The organism is Gordonia sp. GONU (assembly GCF_024733855.1).
Taxonomy (GTDB): Bacteria; Actinomycetota; Actinomycetes; order Mycobacteriales; family Mycobacteriaceae; genus Gordonia; species Gordonia amicalis.
The window spans coordinates 93,928-114,538 of the sequence record NZ_JANRHB010000005.1; the positions used below are offsets into that span (position 1 = coordinate 93,928).

Genomic DNA, 20,611 nt, shown 5'->3' on the forward strand with positions numbered 1-20,611 from the left:
GGGCAGTTCTCTCACGGGTGTCGGCCCTCTCGAATCATCGGGTCCTCGGTCCGGCGACAGTTGTCGCCGCGACCGGGATCTGCTGTGGCGCAGTACTGTTGGGCGACCCCACCACACCCGGCGGGGTACTACCGATGTGTCCGACGAAGCTGATGTTCAACGTGACCTGTCCGGGTTGCGGCTCGCAGCGTGCGCTCTACTCGCTCCTGCACGGCGACCTGTCCGCGGCCCTGCACTACAACGCGGCCGGGGTGGCCGCGATCGGATTGCTGCTCTTCGCCTTTGGTGCGTATTGTCTGCGGCTCTGGACGGGACGAAGGATTCGCAGCTGGCAGAACATGCGCTATTCCGCCGTCGTCGTGCTCGTCGTGGTGCTCATCTGGTTCGTCGTCCGGAACATTCCGGTGGAACCATTCTGGTCCCTACACGTCTGACCGGCCGGCTGATCCGGTGCGTCGGAGCCAGCGGATCAGCCGCGACCCGGTGCCCGCCGGGGTGGCGTCGAGATCGAGTGCGGCGAGGCCCTCCGGGTCGTCGGTGGTGATCTGGTCGACCCGTAGCTCCAAGAGCCGCTTGATCTCCGGGACGGCGCGCGGTCCGATGCGGGTGACGGTGTAGCCGTCGACGAGCCGGTCGTGTCGATGGAATGCGCCGACGAGGTCGTGGCCGCGCCGGTCCGCGGCGAGGATCAGCCGGTTCTCGAGGTAGATCATCTCGGCGTCCGGTGATGCGGACAGGGCACGCGCGACGAAGCCGTCGAATTCCCCGGACCGGATCGTGGCGTCGGCGGCACCGTGGTGGCAGGGGTCGTAGCCGACGCGGATTCCGGGGGCGGCCGACGTCAGGCGGGCCACGGCGGCCGCATCGCCGCACGACAGGATGAAGTGCGACGCCAACGGCTCGACGCTCTGCGCGAAGGTGTCCACCGCCCGTCGATCGAGCGCGGCGTCGTCTTCTTTGAAGTCGAGCTGGAGGATCGACATCGGTGCGATGTCGACCGTCGAGAGCAGTTCGGTCAGGTCCTCGAGCAGCAGGACCGGCTCCCGGAGCGCCTTTCCCTGGTTGTCGCGCAAGGACAGTCCGCGAAGGTAGGCGGCGGGCAGTGCCGAGATGACCCCGGTGCCGGTGGTGGCGTGGTCGACGACGCGGTCGTGGAGGATCGCGAAGCCCCGGTCGGCGTGGATGACCAGGTCCACCTCGATGCTCGCGCCGTGCCGCATGCCCTCGACGATGCGGGCGGCGGTGAAGGCCGGATCGTCGGCGCGCCGACGCCCACGGTGCCACTTGAGCATGGTCCGGTGCCCGTCGAAGTCGATGTACAGGGGTGCCGAGGAGGGATCGGACGCAGGTGGTGTGCTGATCTGGGACATCGTCTTCCGAGCCTAGTCTCGGTAGGGTCTGGCAGGTGGCGGCGTTCTCCATGCCCCGGTGGGTCGGTGTTGTGACGGCGGCCGAGTCGACCGGTTTCCTCATCCCGGTGGCCGGGTTCGCGATCTCCGGCACCGCCGGGCTCTCGCCCGGATGGGTCTGGTTGCTCATGGTCGCCTGTGGGGCCGGCGAGGGCGCGCTTCTCGGATTCGGTCAGGCGGTCGCCCTTCGCGGTACGTCGTGGCAGGTCCCGTCGGCGCGATGGGTCCCGGCGACCGCGGTCGGCGCGATGCTCGCGTGGTCGTTGGGGATGGCGCCGTCGAGTCTCGTCGATCTGGGAGTGGACATCGACTTCGGGAATCCCCTCACCTGGTTCCTGTTCGGTGCGGGCGCCGCGGTACTGCTGACCAGCATCCCCTCGGCGCAGTACGTCGTCCTGCGGAACCGGCTTCCCGGCGCATGGAAGTGGATACCGGTGAATGCGGCCGCCTGGACGGTGGGGCTGGTCTTCACCTTCCTGCCCGGCCCGTTCATCGACGAGTCCACCCCCGCCGTGGTGATGGCGGCCGCCTTCGTCCTGGCCGGTGTCTGCATGGCCGCGACCGTCGCGGTGGTCACCGGCCTCTGGTGGCGATCACGACCCGTTCTCACCGAACGCGCCTTGCGGACTTGAAACGTGTTCTAGTTTGAGGGGCATGGCTCTGCGCGTGGTCGAGTGGTCGACCGGAACCGTCGGAAGACATGCGATCGCCGGGATCGACGCCCATCCCGACCTCGAACTGGTCGGGGTGTGGGTCTCGAATCCGGAGAAGGTCGGAAAGGACGCCGGCGAACTGGCGGACCTCGGACGCGACCTCGGCGTCGCCGCGACCGACGACCGGGACGCGCTGATCGCCCTGAGGCCCGACTGCATCGTGCACACCGCGATGACCGACGACCGCGTGATGGAGTCGATCGAGGACCTGATCTTCTTCGTGGAGAGCGGGATCAACGTGGTGTCGAGCGGACCGGTGGTGCTGCAGTTCCCACAGGGCATCCTGCCGGACGGGTTGCTGGAGCGGATCGCCGCGGCCGGCGCGTCCGGCGGTGCCAGTCTTCACGTCAACGGTATCGATCCCGGTTTCGCCAATGATGTGCTGCCGCTGTCGATGACGAGCCTCTCGCAGCGCATCGACGAGGTGCGGTGCCAGGAGATCGCCGACTACTCGACGTACTACCAGCCGGTCGTCATGCGGGACCTCTTCGGATTCGGGCAGCCCATGGACACCACGCCGCTGTTGCTGTCACCCGGAATCCTGTCGATGGGATGGGGCAGTGTGGTGCGGCAGATCGCGGCCGGACTCGACCTCACCCTCGACGAGCCGCTCGTCGAACGGGTCGAGCGGGTCGAGGCGGACCGCGACTACTCGACGGTGTCGGTGGAGATTCCGAAGGGCACGATGGCGGCGTTGCGGTTCGAGGTCGCCGGGCAGGTCAATGGCGTGGATCGTGTTGTGCTGGAGCACTACACGCGCACACATGCGGACCAGTGCCCCGATTGGCCGACCCCGCACGAGGGCGACGGCTGCTACCGGATCGCCATCTCCGGCGAACCGGAGATGACCGTCGAGTTCGGTCATCACGGTGAGAACGGCGACCACAACGTGTCGGGGATGATCGTCACGGCCATGCGGCTGGTGAATTCGGTTGCCGCCGTGGTCGATGCGAAACCGGGGTTGGTGACCGCGCTGGATCTGCCGCTCATCACCGGACGGGGTCTGGTCGCCGAATAGGTTGCGCTGTCACACCTCCCACGTGTGAACGGGTTCGCCCTCGTGCATGAGCGTCACATAGTCGGACAGCATGCCGGTCAGTGCCTCCGCCCGGCTCTCGCCGGCTTTCTCCCGGGCGGCGACGGCCTCGCGCTGCCACACCGACCCGGTCCGGCGGGTGACACACCGTCCCTCGATCACCGACAGGTACCTCTTGCGCGCCTTGTCGGAGACGCCGTACGCGCGGAGGCCCTTCTCGGCGAGGGTCAGCAGGCGACGGAGCACGAGTTCGTCCGGGCGCACCCAGCCCACATCGGGCCAATAGAGTTGCGCCTCCATCCCGAAACGGGCGCCAGACTGCAGGTTCTCCGCGGCCGCGTTGAACGACATCTGTGACCACAGGGGACGGTCGGACTCCACGAGCCCCCGCACGACCCCGTAGTAGAAGGCGGCGTTGGCCATGGTGTCGACGACCGTGGGCCCGGCGGGCAGCACCCGGTTCTCGACGCGCAGATGCGCCTGCCCCTCGTGGATGTCGTAGACCGGCCGGTTCCAGCGGTACACGGTGCCGTTGTGCAGCCGCAGCTCGTCGAGAGTGGGGATGCGACCCGCGTCGAGCTCGGCGAGCGGGTCGACGTCGGTCGACACGGGCAGCAGCGCGGGGAAGTACCGGGTGTTCTCCTCGAAGAGATCGAAGATGGTGTTGATCCAGCGTTCGCCGAACCACACGCGTGGCCGGACCCCCTGGTTCTTCAGCTCCAGCGGCCGGGTGTCGGTGGCCTGTTCGAAGACCGGGATGCGGCTCTCGTGCCACAGTGCGGTCTCGGCGAGAAAAGGGGAGTTGCCGGCCAGCGCAACCTGCACCCCGGCGATCGCCTGGGCGGCGTTCCAGTGTGCGGCGAAATCCTCCGGGGCCACCCGCAGATGCAGCTGCAGTGAGGTGCACGCGGCCTCGGGCAGGATCGAATCGGTGGAGGTGTGCAGACGCTCGGTGTGATGGCCGTCGCCCAGCGGTACGCCGCTGATGTCGATCTCGATGTCCTCGCCGCGCGCGTTGAAGATCTGCTCGTTGAGCAGGTCGTAGCGGGGGTTGGCCGAGATCCAGTGGTGGGCGAAGTGTTCGGACTTCAGGGTCGGGAGCATCCCGATCATGACGAGGTGGTTGTTCGTGCGGGCGGCGCGTTCCTCCGCGCGGTTGAGCGACGTCCGCAACGCCTGCTCCAGCGAGATCGTGTCATCGATGGTGAAAGGTCGGGGCGAGACGTTGATCTCGATGTTGAACTGTCCGAGTTCGGTCTGATAGTCGGGGTCGGCGATCGCCTCGAGGACGGTGGCGTTCGCCATGGCCGGACGCATCTGCTCGTCGATGAGATTGAGTTCGACCTCCATGCCGAGGAGGGGTTTGGGTGGGCGCCCCTGGTCGGTGAACAACCCCTCGGCCAGCATCCGCGCGATCGCGTCGGTCCCCCGACTGACCTGACGGCGGAACCTCACGCGATCCTCGCCGGTGAACTCCTGTTTGGTCACTTCCGCGCCCATGCGTCACATACTGCCCCAATCCGGGCGTCGTGAACCTTGTTGCAAGATGACTGGCGTGCCCCCGCGTAAGAGATCCGACCCGGCCGAGGTCCGTGCCGCAGTTCTCGCGGTGGCGGACTGGCTCGCCGACGAGGCGTCACCCGCACCGGCGCGGCCCGCCCTCGCCGCTGCCGTCCGCCTCACCGCCCGCACGCTCGAACATCTCGCCCCGGGCAACTCGGTCGAGGTCCGGGTCCCGCCGTTCGTGGCGGTGCAGTGCATCGAGGGACCGCGGCACACGAGAGGGACACCACCCAACGTCGTGGAGACCTCGCCGCGCACCTGGCTGCTGATGGTGACCGGGCTGCTGACCTACGACGCGGCACTGGCCGCCGGTCGGGTCGACGCCTCGGGACACCGCGCCGAGCTGATAGCCGAGCTGTTACCCCTGATCCCGCTCGGACCCGATGGCCGGCGAGAGGACTGATCGGGCGAGTGTGATCGGTCACTCCCGGACCCCGACGTGGAATTACGCCCGTTCCCACACCGCTGCAAGATTCGCCCTGCGAGGCAACCGGCACGTAAACTCCGAGTTGTCTCCCAGCCCATTGACGTGTAGTCCGATTCGCAGCCCAGGGGAGCTAGTCGATGACTGATCATCCGATCGCCAACGTGAACCTGCTCGCTCCCACCCCGGCGGGCGGATGCGCTGCGTCTGGTGCTTGCGCGCCCAGCCCGGCTCCGTCGGACCAGCCCGAGAACGAGCCACGCGAGGAATGTGGCGTCTTCGGTGTCTGGGCGCCCGGCGAGGATGTCGCCAAACTCACCTACTACGGCCTCTACGCGCTGCAGCATCGCGGACAGGAAGCCGCGGGTATCGCGGTCGGCGACGGCAGCCAGGTCGTCGTCTTCAAAGACCTGGGGCTCGTCAGCCAGGTGTTCGACGAACAGACACTCGGTGCGATGAGCGGCCACGTCGCCATCGGACACTGTCGGTACTCCACCACGGGCTCCACCACCTGGGAGAACTCGCAACCGATCTTCCGCACCACCGATGCCGGGACCGGCGTCGCGCTGGGGCACAACGGCAACCTCGTCAACACCGCCGACCTGGCCGCCCGCGCCCGGGAGAAGGGCATCAAGAGCTCTGCGGCGACATCGGACTCCGATGTCGTGGGCGCCCTCCTGGCGCACGGTGCCGCCGACAGCTCGATCGAGCAGGCCGCGATGGAACTGCTGCCCACCCTCAAGGGCGCGTTCTGCCTGACCTTCATGGACGAGCACACCCTCTACGCGGCGCGTGACCCGCACGGCGTGCGGCCGCTCTCGCTGGGCCGCCTCGACCGGGGCTGGGTGGTCGCCTCGGAGACCGCCGCCCTCGACATCGTCGGCGCCTCGTTCGTCCGCGATATCGAGCCCGGTGAGCTGCTGGCCATCGACGCCGACGGTGTCCGGACCAAGCGGTTCGCCGAGCCGACACCCCGCGGCTGCGTCTTCGAGTACGTCTACCTGGCCCGCCCGGATTCGAACATCCACGGGCGTTCGGTGCACTCCACTCGCGTGGAAATCGGCCGCCGGCTGGCGAAGGAACATCCCGCCGAGGGCGACCTGGTGATCCCGGTGCCGGAGTCGGGTGTGCCCGCGGCCGTCGGCTTCGCCCAGGGCTCCGGCATCCCCTACGGGCAGGGCCTGATGAAGAACGCCTACGTGGGCCGCACCTTCATCCAGCCGTCGCAGACCATCCGTCAGCTCGGCATCCGCCTCAAGCTCAATCCGCTGCGTGAGGTCATCCGCGGCAAACGCCTCGTCGTCGTCGACGACTCGATCGTGCGCGGCAACACCCAGCGCGCCCTCATCCGGATGCTGCGCGAAGCAGGTGCCGCCGAGGTGCACGTGCGGATCGCCTCCAGCCCGGTGCGCTGGCCGTGCTTCTACGGCATCGACTTCGCCTCCCCGGCCGAACTCATCGCCAACGGCATGGAGTCCGAGGAGGGCATGGTCGAGGGAGTGCGCCAGGCCATCGGCGCCGACTCGCTCGGCTACATCAGCATCGACGAGATGATCGGCGCGACCGAGCAGCCCGCCTCGGCGCTCTGCGCGGCCTGCTTCGACGGCAACTACCCGATCGAACTGCCCGAGGAGACCTCCATGGGCAAGGCGGTCCTCGAGCAGATGCTTGCCTCCGCTGCCCACGACGGAACGGTCGACCCGTTGACCAAGCCCAACGACAACGTCAGCGCAGTGATGCGTCCCTGAATTCGGGGGCCGGGCACTCCGGTACCGTGTGATCGTCGGCGAACACGCCGAGAACGACTTTTGACCAAGGGGTGCTTGCGGAGATGACGGAGCGGGATGCGGCTGCCGACGAGAAGACCGGCGGTACTCCGCAGGCCTCGTACGCGGCGGCCGGAGTCGACATCGACGCCGGTGAGCGGGCTGTTGAGCTCATCACTCCGCACGCCAAGCGGGCTTCGCGCCCCGAGGTCCTCGGCGGACTCGGCGGATTCTCCGGCCTGTTCGCGCTGAAGGGCAACTATCGCGAACCGGTCCTCGCCGCCGCCAGCGACGGGGTGGGCACCAAACTCGCGGTCGCGCAGGCCATCGACAAGCACGACACCGTCGGACGTGACCTCGTCGCCATGTGTGTCGACGACCTCGTCGTCTGCGGTGCCGAACCGCTGTTCCTCCAGGACTACATCGCCGTGGGCAAAGTCGTCCCGGAGACCGTCGCGGAGATCGTCGCCGGCATCGCCGACGGCTGCGTGGAGGCGGGATGCGCGCTGCTCGGCGGCGAGACGGCCGAGCATCCCGGGCTCATGCAGGACAACCACTACGACCTCTCGGCCACCGCGGTCGGTGTCGTGGAAGCCGACAAGGTCCTCACGCCGGACAGCGTCCGGGCCGGTGACGTCGTCATCGCCATGGGGTCGTCGGGCCTGCATTCCAACGGATACTCCCTCGCCCGCAAGGTGTTGCTCGAGTGGGGTCACATGGATCTGTTCGGCCACGTCGAGGAATTCGGTCGCTCGCTCGGCGAGGAACTGCTCGAGCCGACCCGGATCTACGCCCGCGACTGCCTGGCGCTGATCGCCGAGGCCGACGTGCGCACCTTCGCGCACATCACCGGCGGTGGACTCGCGGAGAATCTGGCGCGCGTCATCCCTCAGGGTCTCGTGGCCGAGCTGGAGCGCAACACGTGGACCCCTGCCCCGATCTTCGCTCTCATCGCGCAACGCGGACGCGTCGAGCAGCTCGAGATGGAGCGCACCTTCAACATGGGTGTCGGCATGGTCGCGGTCGTCGCCCCGGAGGACACCGATCGCGCCCAGGCGGTTCTGACGGCGCGGCACGTGGACAACTGGGTGCTGGGCACGATCAAGCGTTCCAGCGAACCCAAGAACACCGAGGCCGGCGCGCGCGTCTCCCTGGTCGGCGAGCACCCGCGCTTCTGAGAGTCGCGGACTCCCAACATCTCTCGCACGACAACGCCAAAGCGGCGGGACCTTCCGGGTCCCGCCGCTTCTGGTTTGTCGTGGTGTGTCGGCGCGTCATCACCCCCATGCCGAGGGCAGCACACAGCAACGATGCGCATCGTCGGTTGTCACCGCGGCGAGCACCGCTATCTGGCTCCAGAACGACCCCGCACGCACCAGACGGCCGCAGTTCACATGCGGCCGTCTGATACGTACGAAATCATCAACCCGCGTTACCGCGGGTCCGCTGAGCGGAGAGGTCGTGCGTGGGGTGGGGTCGGGTGCCGCTGATGAGGACGGCATCCACGAGTGGCGCGCCTCAGGCGCGTCGCCACTCGTCCTCGTCCACCCACTCATCCACCGGATCCGGACGATCTACCGAGCTGGTCTGCCCGGACAGCTCGCGCTGCAGGCTTTCGAGATCGGTGTTCGGAGTGGAGTACTTCAGCTGACGAGCAACCTTCGTCTGCTTTGCCTTTGCCCGGCCGCGGCCCATTCGGGACCCCCTCGCAAAATGACGGGGCGGCCAACGATTTGGCGGCCCCGTTCTCTTGAAGAAATTCTGTCGTGCTGACCAGTCTAGCGCGCCTCTAGGATTTGTGTGCCTCGCCCTGCCTCGCCACGCCGCGGCGTCTGTCCGTCCTGGTCACGACGCGTAATGCCTCACGTCGCACCTTGGCCGGCAGATCGTCGTGCTCGAGGAGCCCGCGGATCGCCTCGGGATCGCCGTCGGCGAGGAGATGCCGGACACGCACGCCGTGGTCCGGACGGTGGATGACGGTCACCGAATCGCCGGCAGCCACCGTTCCCGGCTGCAGAACCCGCAGGTAGGCGCCGAAATCGGCCTGTTCCATGAACCGCTTGACCCACCTGGGCTCGCCCGCCCACACCGCGAAGGTGCGGCACGGGACGCGCGGAATGGTGGTCTCGAGGACGAGACCGTCCTCACCCACCTGCCACCGCTCGCCGACGAAGGCGTCGGTGACGTCGATCCCATCGACGCGGAGGTTCTCGCCGAACCAGCCGTAAGCAAGGTCACGTCCGAGTTCGCCGGCCCAGCGTCGTGCGTCGCGTTCGGCGTATGCGTAGACCGCCTGGTCGACGCCACCGTGGTACTTGCGGTTGCGCTGGTGGTCGGCGGCGAGCCCCAACTCGTGCACTTCGGCGCGGCCGGTCAGCGGACGCTTGTCGATGGCGGACGGGCCGATGCCGTCGAGGACGACGTCCTGGCCGGCCGCGCAGACGGCCAGAACGGTACCGGTGCCCACGCGCCTCAGAGGCCGGGGCCGGTGGCGCCGCTGCGCAATCGCTCGACGGCGGCGCGGCCGGCCTGGACGTGTTCGTCCTCGCGGATGGAGTCGGGGTCGATACGCGCACTGACCGGTTCCTCGGCCCCGATCATGAGCTCGGTGTCGGCGCCGACGTTGCGCTTGACGAGCGCGAGCGCGATGGGACCCCACTCGTAATGGTCGATGACGGTGCCCAGACGTCCGACGGTCCGGCCGCCCGCGGTGACCGGGTCGCCGGTCGTCGGGCGCCGATCCGAGCTGCCGTCGAGGTGCAGCAGCACCAGGCGGCGCGGGGACTTGCCGAGATTGTGGACACGGGCGACCGTCTCCTGGCCGCGGTAGCACCCCTTGTCGAGGTGGACGGCGCCCTGTTCGGCCGGTCCGCCGATCCAGTCGACCTCGTGCGGGATCGTCCGTTCGTCGGTGTCGGCGCCGAGGCGGGGGCGACGGGCGGCGACGCGCAGCGCCTCGTATGCCCAGCTGCCGGCCATCCGGGCGCCCGCCTCGGTCAGTGCGTCCCACCAGCGGAGCAGGACGAATTCGGGTACGACGAGGTCGACCACGGGCAGATCGCGGTGCTCGCCGAGCGGCGGCATGCGTCGCCAGAAACCCAGCGGCTCGTCCTCGTGATGCGTCTCGGGCAGACTGTCCGCCTGGTAGATCTCCGCGTCGGCGTCGATCTCGAGGAGCTCGGCGACCGGTCCGGTCACCGCGCCGGGACCGACGAGGGTGAGGACCTTCATGTCGGCTCGTGCGGCCGGCTCGGCTTTGGCCCAGAACACCATCTTGGTGAGGAAGGCGATCAGCGCCTCGCCCCGTGCGCCCTCGGTGTCGATCCAGGTGACGCCGTCGATGTCGGTCAGGACGAAGTGCTCCTCCACACGGCCGTTCGCGTCGAGGGAGAGGTTCTCCGCGCTCCGGCGGTCGGGGAGTGTGGCGATGTGCTGGCTCGAGATGGTGTGCAACCAGCTCAGGCGTTCGTCGCCCGGGATCTCGATGACCGAACGGTCGGAGCGGTCGACGATGATGACCCCGGTGGCGGCGGTTCGCTGCTCGCCGAGTGGATCACCGAAGTGCCACGGGGTCTCCGACGAGTGGAACTCGCCGGGGCCGGGGACCGCCCCGCCCTCGGAATGCCTGGTCAGGATGGGTGAACGGCTCACGGGTCGATTCTACGGGTCTGCTGGGCGCCAGGGGTGTCGAGCAGGGTGCGGGCCCTCGTGGGAGCCTCATACCCATGTCGGATTCGATCCTGCTCACTCTCGACGGCACCCAACACGATGCCGAAGCACCTTTTCTCCATGCCGACGACCTCGCGGTGGTCCGCGGCGACGGCGTCTTCGAGACCCTGCTCATCCGCGCCGGCCGGCCGCGTGGTGTCCGCCTGCACCTCGAACGTCTCGCCCACAGCGCGACGGCGATGGAGCTACCGGCGCCCGATCTCGACCAGTGGCGCGGCGCCATCGACAGGGCGGCCGAGCTGTGGAGCGAGGAGCACGGGACGTCGGACGAGGCCCTGGTGCGGCTGGTCTACACCCGCGGGCGTGAACACGGATATGCCCCGACGGCCTACCTGACCGTGGAAGCGGTGCCCGAACGTGTCGCTTCCGCGCGGGCCGACGGTGTCTCGGTGATCACCCTCGAGCGTGGTTTCTCCATCGACCTGGCCGCCAAGGCGCCGTGGCAGCTGCTCGGTGCGAAGACCCTGAGCTATGCCACCAACATGGCCGCCCTGCGTCACGCGGCCTCCGAGGGTTACGACGACGTCATCTTCGTCAGCAGCGAGGGAGCGATTCTCGAGGGCCCGCGGTCGACCGTGGTTGCGGTGTACGGGGACACGCTGGTGACCCCGCCGACGGAGATCGGCATCCTCGCCTCGACGACCGCTCGCGCGGTCTTCGACCTCGCGGACGCGGAGGGCTGGAAGACGAAGATCGAGATCCTGCGTCCGGAGGATCTCGTGGCGGCCGACTCGGTCTGGCTCGTCAGCAGTGTGACCCTCGCGGCCCGGGTCACCCACCTCAACCGGTACGTGATGCCGGTGCCGACCGACGCGGACAGATTCTCCGGTTTGGTGGACCGCGCCATTGCCGTGGAAGACAATTGATCCCGGTCACTCATATCTGATCCCGGGTCCGGGTCACACCGGGTCCCGGGTGAGAGCGAATGCACCAGGAGCGGCGGCACGATGGGACCTTTGGCGCTTGAAAGTGGCCGATGACCAGGCGTAACGTCGCGTTCAGTGCCTACTACCGGAAGTAGTAGGAGACTTCGGCACCTGCCGGCTGAGCCGGTGACCTGATTCGAGGCAGATATGGACGCTCTGGACGTCTCCAGATGGCAATTCGGTATCACGACCGTCTACCACTTCATCCTGGTGCCGCTGACCATCGGCCTCGCGCCGATGATCGCGGTGATGCAGACGGTGTGGCATGTCACCGGTAACGAACAGTGGCTTCGCGCGACGAAGTTCTTCGGCAAGCTCTTCCTGATCAACTTCGCGTTGGGCGTCGCGACCGGCATCGTGCAGGAGTTCCAGTTCGGCATGAACTGGAGCGAGTACAGCCGATTCGTCGCGGACGTCTTCGGCGCCCCGCTCGCGATGGAGGGGCTCGTCGCGTTCTTCCTCGAGTCCACCTTCATCGGACTCTGGATCTTCGGCTGGGACCGGTTGCCGCGTAGGGTCCACCTGGCGTGCATCTGGCTGGCCTCGGCGGGAGTCATCGCCTCGGCGTACTTCATCATCGCGGCGAACTCGTTCATGCAACACCCGGTGGGCGTCGTGTGGGACGAGACGCGGGACCGGCCGAGGATGAACGACTTCTGGGCGGTGATCACGAACAGCACGACGCTGGCGGCGTTCCCGCACGTGATCGCCGGTGCTTTCCTCACCGCAGGCACCTTCGTCGCCGCCATCGGTTGCTGGTGGATGGCCCGGAACATGTGGCGCGCAAAGAAACTTCGTGAGGCCATCGAGACCGGTGACACCTCGGAGATGCCCAAGACGACCTCGCCGAGTCACATCGACGCCACGCCCGAGGATCTCGAACTCGACGCCCGCCGCTTCTGGCGGCCGGTCACCCGGTTGGCTCTCTGGGTCGTGATGGTCTCCGGCGTCGGTCTGTTCATCACCGGCGACATCCAGTCGCAGATCATGTTCAACCAGCAGCCGATGAAAATGGCTGCAGCGGAATCACTGTGTGAGACCCAGACCGGTGCCGGGTTCTCCGTGCTGGCCATCGGACGACAGAACAACTGCGACAACATCGATCACGTCATCGAGATTCCGAGGATGCTGTCGTTCCTGGCCGATCACAGTTTCGACAGCACCCTGAAGGGCGTCGAGGAGCTGCAACAGCAGTACACCGAGGCGCTCGCGGGACAACCGGGTGTGCCCGCAGGACAGAACTTCGCCCCGAACCTGTTCGTCACCTACTGGAGTTTCCGGGCGATGATCACCTGGGCTCTCGGGTCGGTCGTGGTGGCGCTCGGGGGGCTGTGGCTCACGCGTCGCAAGCGAGTCGTGGAATCCCGCAAGTTCGGCACTCTCGCGCTGTGGATGATCCCGACACCGTTCCTGGCCAACAGTTCCGGCTGGATCTTCACCGAGATGGGACGTCAGCCGTGGGTCGTCGCACCCAACTGGGAGAACGACCTCGACCCGCTGCGGATCAACATGCTCGTCCAGAACGGTGTTTCGAACCACACGTCGGCGACGGTGTGGGTGACGCTGATCGGCTTCACCCTGCTCTACGGCGCGCTGGGTGTCGTGTGGTTCATGCTCCAGCGGCGATACGTCATCGAGGGGCCGGCGACCTACGACTCCAGGCCGCCGGGATATTCCGACCCAGACGCGGACAGCGATGAGCCCAAACAGCTCTCGTTCGCGTACTGACGGCCACGTAACCATAGGAGAGACCAGTGGGACTTCCGGAGTTCTGGTTCCTGATCATCGCGGTGCTGTTCGTGGGCTACTTCGTCCTCGAGGGGTTCGACTACGGCGTCGGCATGCTGATGCCCTTCCTGGGCCGCAGCCACACCGGCGGCGATGCGCGGGTGGCGCCCGATGAACCGGCCGCCGATCCCGACACCCGTCGGCGGGTGCTGCTCAACACGATCGGCCCCGTCTGGGACGGCAACGAGGTGTGGCTGATCACCGCCGGCGGAGCGTTGTTCGCCGCGTTCGGCGGTTGGTACGCCACCATGTTCTCCGCCTTCTATTTCGCGTTGTTCCTGATCCTGATCGGCCTCATCACGCGCGTCTGCGCCATCGAGTGGCGCGGCAAGATCGACAACCCGAGATGGCGGATGTGGTGCGACGTCGGGATCGGACTCGGCTCCTGGATCCCGGCCATCGTGTGGGGCATCGCCTTCGCCAATGTCGTCCGCGGTCTGCCGATCGACGCCGACGCGCAGTACACGGGTGGATTCTTCGATTTGTTCAACCCGTACGCCCTGCTGGGCGGCCTGACCACGCTGCTGGCCTTTCTGACGCACGGCGCCGTCTTCCTGTCGTTGAAGACCGACGGCGCGCTCCGCGAGGACTCGATGCGTTACGCGTCGCGGTTGTCGATCCCGACGCTGGTCGTCGCGGGGGCGTTCCTGCTGTGGACACAGTTCGCCTACGGCAGTGCGTGGACCTGGATTCCGGTGCTGATCGCGGCGGTCGCCGCCCTGGTGATGGTGGGTGCCACGCAGGTGCGCAAGGAGGGCCTGGCGTTTGCCGCCACCTCGATCGCCATCGTGGGCACCGTGGCGGCCCTGTTCGGGTCGCTCTACCCCGAGGTGCTGCCGTCGACGCTCAACCCGGCATATGACCTGACCATCGACAACACGTCGTCGAGTCACTACACCCTCGTCGTCATGACCTGGGCCGCGGCTCTGGTCACACCTGTCGTGATCGCGTACCAGGCCTGGACCTACTGGGTGTTCCGCAAGCGTCTGTCCGTGGAGATCATGCCCAAGCCGGCGGGGTTGCGATCCCTGCGCGCCTTCGGCGAGTGACGCCGCAGGAACCGTCGGCGGACACGCGGCGGCGGGCCCGGCCGCCCGTCGATCCGCGCCTGCTGCGGTACTCGCCGACCACGCAGCGCTACGTCCTGGTCACGGCGGTGTTCGCAATCGCCGAGGTCATCGCGATCATCGTCGCGGCGGCGATGGCGGCCTCGATCCTGTCGGAGCTGATCGTCCTCCCGGATCTGCGGTCGTTCGATGCGCAATGGGCGCATCTGGCGCTACTGATCGCGGCCATGGCGGCGCGTGCCGGAATGGCCTACGGGCACGACCGGTACGCGCACCGCGCGGCCGAACAGGCGATCGCGGAACTGCGCGCCGAGGCGCTGGACGTGCTCACCGATCCGCGTCGTACCTCGCCGCGAACGCTGCTGACCCTGCGCGAGCAGGCGGCCACCGTGTTGTTGCGGGGACTCGACGCGCTCGGGCCGTACCTCTCCGGCTATCTGCCCGCGCTCGTGACCGCGGTGATCCTCACCCCCACGGTGACCGTGGTGATCGCCTTCGCCGACTGGCCCTCGGCGCTGATCATCCTGATCACCTTGCCACTCATCCCGATCTTCATGATCCTGGTGGGCCTGATGACCAGGGATCGCACCAGCCGCAAGCTGGCGACGATGAGCAGGCTGACGGCGCAGTTGCTCGATCTCATCGCGGGTCTGCCTACGCTGCGGGCGTTGAACCGCGCCGAGGCCCCGGCCGCCCAGGTCGCCGAACTCGGCGAGGCGCACCGGCGTTCCACGATGAGCTCGCTACGGGTGGCCTTCCTGTCCGGCGCGGTTCTCGAACTGCTCGCGACGCTGTGCGTGGCCTTGGTCGCGGTGGGCATCGGCCTGCGTCTGGTGTTCGGCGAGATGTCCCTCTACGCAGGCGTTTTCGCGCTGATTCTGGCGCCGGAGGCCTATCTTCCACTGCGTCGCGTCGGCGCACAGTTCCACAACTCCACCGACGGTCTGACCGCTGCGGGTGAGGTCTTGGAGCTGATCGATTCGCCCAAGGGGTCGGCGACGATGCCGGTCACCGGTGGCCGGGGCGTCACGGTCGCGGGCGCGCCGATCACGATCCTCGACCTCGGGGTGCACGGTCGCGACGGCTGGGCGCCGGAGTCCCTGCGGGCGACGATCCAGCCCGGCTCGCTCACCCTGTTCACCGGCCCGAACGGCTCGGGCAAATCGACCACGCTGGCCGCGATCATGGGTCTGCTGACACCCGACGACGGGTCGGTGCTCATCGGGTCCATCCCGGTCGCCGATGCCGATCCCGAGATCCTGCACGAGCAGATCGCCTGGCTGCCCCAGCAACCGGTCATCGTGCCGGGCACGGTCGGCGAGAACGTGGAACTCTTCGGGGCGCTGGACCGCGACGCCGCCGAACGAGCGGCCGTGGCAAGCGGATTCGACTCCGTGGTGCTCGAACTGCCGAAACGGCTCGACACCCGGCTCGGTGCGGGCGGCGTCGGCCTCTCCGCCGGACAGCGACAGCGTCTCGCCCTCACCCGCGTCCTGGCGTCGCCGGCCCCGCTGCTGCTGCTAGACGAGCCGACCGCCCACCTCGACAAGGATTCCGAACGCGCGGTGCTCGGCGTGCTGCGCGAGCGTGCACGCGCCGGGGACACGGTCATCGTGGTGGCCCATCGCGGCGTCGCACGTGAGTTCGCCGACCAGGTGGTCGAATTCGACGGAGGGGTGCCATGCGCGACGACCCACTGATCCGGGCGCTGGGATTCCTCGGGCTGCGCCGAGGTGCGGTCACCAAGGCCCTGCTGCTCGGCGTCGGCGGTTCGCTGTCCGCACTCGGACTCGCGGCCCTGTCGGCGTGGCTGATCACCCGTGCCTGGCAGATGCCGCCGGTGCTGTTCCTGTCGGTCGCGATCACCGCTGTTCGCGCACTGGGCATCTCTCGCGGTCTGTTCCGCTACCTCGAACGTCTCGCCACCCACGACCTCGCCCTACGCGCGATGACGACCGCCCGCGAACGGGTGTACACCGCCCTCGCGACCGGTTCACCGGCCTACTCGGTCACGCTCCGGCGCGGAGATCTGTTGACCCGCACCGGCGATGACATCGACGAGATCGGCAATGCCATCATCCGCGGTCTGATCCCCATCGGTGTGGGCGTGACGACGGCGGTGGCCGCGGTCGTCGTGATGGCCTTGGTGTCGCTGCCCGCCGCGGGGGTGCTCGCGGTCGCTCTCGTCATCAGCGGCGGTGTCGCCCCGTGGCTCGCGGCGCGCGGTGCTGCCTCCGCGCTCCGGGACGGCTCGCGCGCTGCCACGGAGTCGGCGGAGGCCACGACGACGACGCTGTGGCACGCATCAGAACTCGTCGTCGCGCGTCGTCGCGGTGCGTTGCTCGCCACCGCCGTCGACGCCGACCACCAGCATCTCGCCGCCACCGACCGGGGTCGACGACTGGAGGCGGCGGCCGCTGCGGCGACCCCGCTCGCAATGGGAGCGTCGTTGGTGGCGGCATGTGTGATCGCCATCCAGTTGGCCTCGCAGACAACCGGTTCGCTCGCGGACGTGGCGTCCGGTGAGGGGCTCACACCGATGATCCTCGGCGTCCTGGTCCTCCTGCCGCTGTCGGCCTTCGAGTCGACCGCGCCGCTGACCGAGGCCGGACTCCAGATCGAACGCAGTCGCCAGAGCGCGGCGCGGGTCATGGCGCTCGTCGACGGCGCCCATGCCGATCCGACGGGGTCCGAACCCTCCGGGGCGGACGTGGCCGTACACCGCGGGATGGTCGAGGTATCTGCCGACGGACTGCGATGGGGGCGCGCGCAACGGAACGTTCTCGGACCCGCGGGCGGCCTCGACCTCGATCTGCGACCGGGGTCGCGGCTGGCCGTGGTCGGGCCCAGCGGCGTAGGGAAATCCACGTTGCTGCTCACCCTCGGGGGCCTGCTCAACCCGGTGGACGGGAACGTCTCCTGTGTCGACGTGTCGAGCCGTTCGCCGGTCGGGCTTCGTTCGGCCGGCTGCTATTTCGCGGAGGAGGCGCACATCTTCTCGACGTCGGTCCGCGAGAACCTGCGGGTTGCGCGGGGTGACGCCACCGACGAAGAGATTCTCGACGCGTTGACGACGGTCGGGCTCGACGGTTGGGTCGCGCGGCTTCCGGACGGTCTGGACACCACACTGTCCGGCGGGGCGGAAGCTGTCAGCGGCGGCGAGCGCCGGCGCCTGCTGCTGGCTCGCGCGCTGCTCCACCCGGCTCCGATGGTCCTGCTCGACGAACCGACCGAACACCTCTCGGCCGACGACGCCACCGGCTTGCTCCGGCGCCTTCTCGGTGTCGACGACGATCTCTTCGGACCTGACCGGATCGTCGTGGTCGTCACGCATCAGCTGCCCGCGGACGCGGGCGACGCGCAGGTCGTGGAGCTGGCACCCGCCCTGGCACGCGACTCCTGACCGACGAACCTCATCTCGGCTTGCAGACTTCGATCGAGGTCTGGCGGTCGAGTTCGCGTCTGCCGGTCGTCGCGGTCCGTGTCCACAACGGAATCGGGGCCGGACGCATGGCGTCCGGCCCCGGATCTCCTGTGAGAGGGGAGGGTCTAGCTGCTCGCGACCTCGTAACCCATCGGCAGCATCGTCGACTTGTGCTCGAGGAAGGACTCCAAGCCCTCACGGCCGTTCTCGCGGCCGATGCCGGAGTTCTTGTAGCCGCCGAACGGTGACTCGGGATCGATTGCGTACCAATTGATCCCGAAGGTTCCCGTCCGGATCTTGGTGGAGATCTCGATACCGCGCTCGACGTCGTCGGTCCACACCGTGCCGGCGAGTCCGTAGCTGGAGTCGTTGGCGATGGCGATGGCCTCGTCGACGTCGTCGTAGGCGATCACCGACAGGACGGGACCGAAGATCTCTTCCTGGGCGATGGCCATGTCATTGGTGACACCCGTGAAGATCGTCGGGGTGAGGAAGTATCCCGAGTCGAGTCCGGCGGGACGTTCACTCTCGAGAGCCGGTGTCGCACCGGCCTTCTTGCCGAGTTCGATGTACTCCTCGACCTTCTGGCGCTGCTTTTCGGTGATCAGCGGGCCGAGCTGGGCCTCCGGGTCGGAGGGCAGGCCGACCTTCATGGCCTTCGCCGCATCGACCATCGCCGCCACGATCTCGTCCTGGCGGCTGCGCGGCACCAGGATTCGGGTCTGCGCCACGCAGGCCTGGCCGGTGTTGAACAGGCCGAGGAAGGTGAGCATGAAGGCGTTCGCGGCGATGTCGACGTCGTCGAGCACGATGGCCGCGGACTTGCCGCCCAGCTCCAGTGAGCAGCGCTTCAGGGTCTCGGCGCACGCGGCGCCGATGGCCTTGCCCGCGGCGGTCGACCCGGTGAAGGTGATCTTGTCGACGTCGGGATGTGCGACGAGTGCCTGGCCGGTCTCGGTGCCGCCGGTGACGACCGAGATGGCCTCGGCGGGAACGCCGGCCTCGATGAAGAGCTGGGCCACGTAGTTACCGGTGAGCGGCGTCTCCGGGGCGGGCTTGAGTACCACCGAACAGCCGGCGGCGAGCGCCGCGCCCATCTTGTTGCAGGTGATGAACAGCGGGACGTTCCAGGCGCAGATCGCGCCGACGACGCCCACCGGCTCGCGGGTGATGCGTGTGGTGCCGAACAGGCCGGTCCGGTATTCCTCCCACTGGTAGTCGCGGGCGGCGTTGGCATACGCGCGCAGGACGCCGGTGCCGGGCAGCTGCTGCAGGGTGCTGATGGCGCTGGGCGGCGCACCCATCTCGGCCGACACGAGGGCGGTGATCTCGTCCCCGCGCTCGTCGATGAGATCGGCGACCTTGGCGATGATGTCGGCGCGCTGTGCCGGGGGCGTCGAACTCCAGACGCCGGAGTCGAAGGCCGCGCGGGCCGCCCGTACGGCGGAGTCGACGTCGGTCGCGTCGGCCTTCGGCACCGATCCGACTCGTTCGCCGGTGGCGGGGGAGAAGACCTCGAGGGTCTCGCTGGAATGCGGGTCGACCCATCGGCCGCCGATGAGCAACTGGGGCTGATCCCCGCCGCCGGTGGGTGGTGCGGTGTGGGACTCCACGGTCTCGGTCATTACGCGTGTGCTCCTCAGGAGGACGGGGTCTTGCCGGTCAGCAGCGGATTCAGGCCGCGCGGGCAAGTGTGAACTACGGCACACGCAATACTAGAACACGTTCTAACTTTGGCGCCAGGGGCGTCGCGGAATCAGCCCCGTCCGAACGCGGCGCGGGCCTCGAGGCCCTCCATGACGTCGTCGAGGACGTCCAGCTGTCCGGACGGATCGACGGCCTCGAGGAGTCGTTGCTGATCGTGTGGTTCGATCTGGAGCCGGTTGGCCCAGCGGTACACGGGTGAAATGTCGGCCGTGAGCGGATCGGCGTCGATGATGTCGAGTGCGGCGAAGATCGTGTCGACGTCCTTGCCCGCGGCCTCGAAGGTCTGGCGCATGACCGCGCGGAGGCGCTGGTCGATCGAATGCAGGCGTGCGAGATCGGCGTCGGTGGGGGAGGGCTCGGGTAGCACTTCGACACGTGCCAGCGGATACGGATCGTCGGGCAGCCATTCGACGACCCGGAAACGATGGGTGCCGCTGCCGGACAGCAGGGCCCGGCCGTCCGGGTGCCGTTCGGTGACGTCGGCGCGCGCCATCGTGCCGACCCCGCGACGCACCTCGCCGCCGCCGACCTCGGAGCCGCGGGCGATCAACACGACGCCGAAACGTACGGTCGATCGCCCGTCGGACTCCTCGATGTGGTCGGTCAGCATCTGCCGGTAGCGCGGCTCGAAGACGCGCAGCGGCAGCTCGCCGCCCGGCAGCAATGCGGTGCCGAGCGGAAAGATCGGCGAGACGAATCGCTCGCCGGCCGGAATGGACGGGCTCAGAGGGCTACTCCGTCAGGCCTTGGGGCGCGCGTCGAGGACGACTTCGAACTCGAGCAGGTCGGCACCCGAGGCGACGGGCTTGGCACGCTCTCCGGCATGCGCCTCGCGGGCCGGGCCGGATGCCCACGCCTGGAAATCCTCCTCGGACTCCCACTGCGTCACCACGAAGTAGCGGTCGTCGCCCTTGACCGGACGGAGCAGCTGGAAACCGAGGAAGCCCTTGGACCCGTCGACGGAATGGGCGCGGTTGGCGAACCGCTTCTCCAGCTCGGGTCCGGCGCCTTCGGGAACGGTGATTGCATTGATCTTCACAACAGACATGCGTCCACCAT

General features: G+C 68.1%; 19 protein-coding genes. 11 read left to right on the plus strand and 8 right to left on the minus strand.

The window, feature by feature from the left end; genetic code table 11:
• Nucleotides 1–17: 17 nt before the first annotated feature.
• Nucleotides 18–434: a DUF2752 domain-containing protein gene (locus tag NWF34_RS07030; RefSeq protein WP_024500093.1), complete on the plus strand. Its 417-nt coding sequence runs from the start codon at nucleotides 18–20 to the stop codon at nucleotides 432–434.
• On the opposite strand, the gene NWF34_RS07035 is transcribed toward NWF34_RS07030, so the two are convergent.
• The gene (locus NWF34_RS07035; RefSeq protein WP_258324504.1) at nucleotides 423–1,370 is read right to left on the minus strand and encodes a glycerophosphodiester phosphodiesterase family protein; all 948 of its coding nucleotides are present in this window, start codon (nucleotides 1,368–1,370) and stop codon (nucleotides 423–425) included. The two genes, NWF34_RS07030 and NWF34_RS07035, sit on opposite strands and share 12 nt — an antisense overlap.
• Nucleotides 1,371–1,405: 35 nt before the next feature.
• Here NWF34_RS07035 and NWF34_RS07040 point away from each other — a divergent pair, with 35 nt between their 5' ends.
• Complete coding sequence (locus tag NWF34_RS07040) at nucleotides 1,406–2,041, plus strand: hypothetical protein (protein WP_258324505.1); 636 nt, start codon at nucleotides 1,406–1,408, stop codon at nucleotides 2,039–2,041.
• A 22-nt stretch (nucleotides 2,042–2,063) separates the two neighbouring features.
• Nucleotides 2,064–3,140, plus strand: coding sequence for a diacylglycerol kinase (locus NWF34_RS07045; protein ID WP_159404465.1), 1,077 nt, complete (start codon nucleotides 2,064–2,066; stop codon nucleotides 3,138–3,140).
• Nucleotides 3,141–3,149: 9 nt separating this feature from the next.
• On the opposite strand, the gene NWF34_RS07050 is transcribed toward NWF34_RS07045, so the two are convergent.
• Complete coding sequence (locus NWF34_RS07050; protein ID WP_024500089.1) at nucleotides 3,150–4,658, minus strand: glutamate--cysteine ligase; 1,509 nt, start codon at nucleotides 4,656–4,658, stop codon at nucleotides 3,150–3,152.
• Between the two features lie 46 nt (nucleotides 4,659–4,704).
• Here NWF34_RS07050 and NWF34_RS07055 point away from each other — a divergent pair, with 46 nt between their 5' ends.
• From NWF34_RS07055 to purM, 3 genes are all read left to right on the plus strand, one after another.
• A complete protein-coding gene (locus NWF34_RS07055) occupies nucleotides 4,705–5,124 on the plus strand; it encodes a sterol carrier family protein (RefSeq protein ID WP_258324506.1) in 420 nt (139 codons plus the stop codon).
• Between the two features lie 161 nt (nucleotides 5,125–5,285).
• Entirely contained in the window at nucleotides 5,286–6,893 is a 1,608-nt protein-coding gene (gene purF / locus NWF34_RS07060) for an amidophosphoribosyltransferase (RefSeq protein WP_159404464.1), read from the plus strand.
• A gap of 83 nt (nucleotides 6,894–6,976) precedes the next feature.
• Nucleotides 6,977–8,089, plus strand: coding sequence for a phosphoribosylformylglycinamidine cyclo-ligase (purM, locus tag NWF34_RS07065; protein WP_024500086.1), 1,113 nt, complete (start codon nucleotides 6,977–6,979; stop codon nucleotides 8,087–8,089).
• Nucleotides 8,090–8,429: 340 nt separating this feature from the next.
• Here the strand turns inward: purM and NWF34_RS07070 are convergent, their stop codons facing one another.
• The 3 genes from NWF34_RS07070 to NWF34_RS07080 all read right to left on the minus strand — a co-directional run bounded on the left by NWF34_RS07070 (nucleotide 8,430) and on the right by NWF34_RS07080 (nucleotide 10,562).
• Nucleotides 8,430–8,606, minus strand: a complete 177-nt coding sequence (locus tag NWF34_RS07070; protein ID WP_006435696.1) for a DUF3073 domain-containing protein — start codon at nucleotides 8,604–8,606, stop codon at nucleotides 8,430–8,432.
• A 94-nt stretch (nucleotides 8,607–8,700) separates the two neighbouring features.
• A complete protein-coding gene (locus NWF34_RS07075) occupies nucleotides 8,701–9,378 on the minus strand; it encodes an MOSC domain-containing protein (protein ID WP_258324507.1) in 678 nt (225 codons plus the stop codon).
• Between the two features lie 5 nt (nucleotides 9,379–9,383).
• Nucleotides 9,384–10,562: a folate-binding protein YgfZ gene (locus tag NWF34_RS07080; RefSeq protein ID WP_258324508.1), complete on the minus strand. Its 1,179-nt coding sequence runs from the start codon at nucleotides 10,560–10,562 to the stop codon at nucleotides 9,384–9,386.
• 74 nt (nucleotides 10,563–10,636) lie between these two features.
• Here NWF34_RS07080 and NWF34_RS07085 point away from each other — a divergent pair, with 74 nt between their 5' ends.
• From NWF34_RS07085 to cydC, 5 genes are all read left to right on the plus strand, one after another.
• Nucleotides 10,637–11,506: an aminodeoxychorismate lyase gene (locus NWF34_RS07085; RefSeq protein ID WP_159404460.1), complete on the plus strand. Its 870-nt coding sequence runs from the start codon at nucleotides 10,637–10,639 to the stop codon at nucleotides 11,504–11,506.
• A 207-nt stretch (nucleotides 11,507–11,713) separates the two neighbouring features.
• Nucleotides 11,714–13,294, plus strand: a complete 1,581-nt coding sequence (locus tag NWF34_RS07090) for a cytochrome ubiquinol oxidase subunit I (RefSeq protein ID WP_024500082.1) — start codon at nucleotides 11,714–11,716, stop codon at nucleotides 13,292–13,294.
• Between the two features lie 26 nt (nucleotides 13,295–13,320).
• Complete coding sequence (cydB, locus tag NWF34_RS07095) at nucleotides 13,321–14,403, plus strand: cytochrome d ubiquinol oxidase subunit II (protein WP_024500081.1); 1,083 nt, start codon at nucleotides 13,321–13,323, stop codon at nucleotides 14,401–14,403.
• A complete protein-coding gene (gene cydD / locus NWF34_RS07100) occupies nucleotides 14,400–16,121 on the plus strand; it encodes a thiol reductant ABC exporter subunit CydD (RefSeq protein WP_159404459.1) in 1,722 nt (573 codons plus the stop codon). Before cydB ends, cydD begins: the two co-directional genes overlap by 4 nt.
• Nucleotides 16,103–17,824, plus strand: a complete 1,722-nt coding sequence (cydC, locus tag NWF34_RS07105) for a thiol reductant ABC exporter subunit CydC (RefSeq protein WP_258324509.1) — start codon at nucleotides 16,103–16,105, stop codon at nucleotides 17,822–17,824. The genes cydD and cydC overlap by 19 nt, the downstream gene beginning before the upstream one ends.
• A gap of 146 nt (nucleotides 17,825–17,970) precedes the next feature.
• On the opposite strand, the gene NWF34_RS07110 is transcribed toward cydC, so the two are convergent.
• The 3 genes from NWF34_RS07110 to NWF34_RS07120 all read right to left on the minus strand — a co-directional run bounded on the left by NWF34_RS07110 (nucleotide 17,971) and on the right by NWF34_RS07120 (nucleotide 20,600).
• The gene (locus tag NWF34_RS07110) at nucleotides 17,971–19,470 is read right to left on the minus strand and encodes an aldehyde dehydrogenase (protein WP_258324510.1); all 1,500 of its coding nucleotides are present in this window, start codon (nucleotides 19,468–19,470) and stop codon (nucleotides 17,971–17,973) included.
• A 131-nt stretch (nucleotides 19,471–19,601) separates the two neighbouring features.
• Entirely contained in the window at nucleotides 19,602–20,237 is a 636-nt protein-coding gene (locus NWF34_RS07115; RefSeq protein WP_258324606.1) for an LON peptidase substrate-binding domain-containing protein, read from the minus strand.
• A 54-nt stretch (nucleotides 20,238–20,291) separates the two neighbouring features.
• Nucleotides 20,292–20,600 carry an antibiotic biosynthesis monooxygenase gene (locus NWF34_RS07120; RefSeq protein WP_024500076.1) on the minus strand — a complete coding sequence of 103 codons (309 nt, stop codon included), beginning with the start codon at nucleotides 20,598–20,600 and terminating at the stop codon, nucleotides 20,292–20,294.
• Between the last annotated feature and the right edge of the window lie 11 nt (nucleotides 20,601–20,611).

Bases quoted from the DNA above. Each gene is read 5' to 3' on its own strand.
- purF (WP_159404464.1), top strand. From the start codon at position 5,286: ATGACTGATCATCCGATCGCCAACGTGAACCTGCTCGCTCCCACCCCG.
- NWF34_RS07110 (WP_258324510.1), bottom strand. From the start codon at position 19,470: ATGACCGAGACCGTGGAGTCCCACACCGCACCACCCACCGGCGGCGGG.
- NWF34_RS07090 (WP_024500082.1), top strand. From the start codon at position 11,714: ATGGACGCTCTGGACGTCTCCAGATGGCAATTCGGTATCACGACCGTC.
- NWF34_RS07035 (WP_258324504.1), bottom strand. From the start codon at position 1,370: ATGTCCCAGATCAGCACACCACCTGCGTCCGATCCCTCCTCGGCACCC.
- NWF34_RS07070 (WP_006435696.1), bottom strand. From the start codon at position 8,606: ATGGGCCGCGGCCGGGCAAAGGCAAAGCAGACGAAGGTTGCTCGTCAG.
- NWF34_RS07085 (WP_159404460.1), top strand. From the start codon at position 10,637: ATGTCGGATTCGATCCTGCTCACTCTCGACGGCACCCAACACGATGCC.
- NWF34_RS07055 (WP_258324506.1), top strand. From the start codon at position 4,705: ATGACTGGCGTGCCCCCGCGTAAGAGATCCGACCCGGCCGAGGTCCGT.
- cydC (WP_258324509.1), top strand. From the start codon at position 16,103: ATGCGCGACGACCCACTGATCCGGGCGCTGGGATTCCTCGGGCTGCGC.
- NWF34_RS07120 (WP_024500076.1), bottom strand. From the start codon at position 20,600: ATGTCTGTTGTGAAGATCAATGCAATCACCGTTCCCGAAGGCGCCGGA.
- purM (WP_024500086.1), top strand. From the start codon at position 6,977: ATGACGGAGCGGGATGCGGCTGCCGACGAGAAGACCGGCGGTACTCCG.
- NWF34_RS07050 (WP_024500089.1), bottom strand. From the start codon at position 4,658: ATGGGCGCGGAAGTGACCAAACAGGAGTTCACCGGCGAGGATCGCGTG.
- NWF34_RS07045 (WP_159404465.1), top strand. From the start codon at position 2,064: ATGGCTCTGCGCGTGGTCGAGTGGTCGACCGGAACCGTCGGAAGACAT.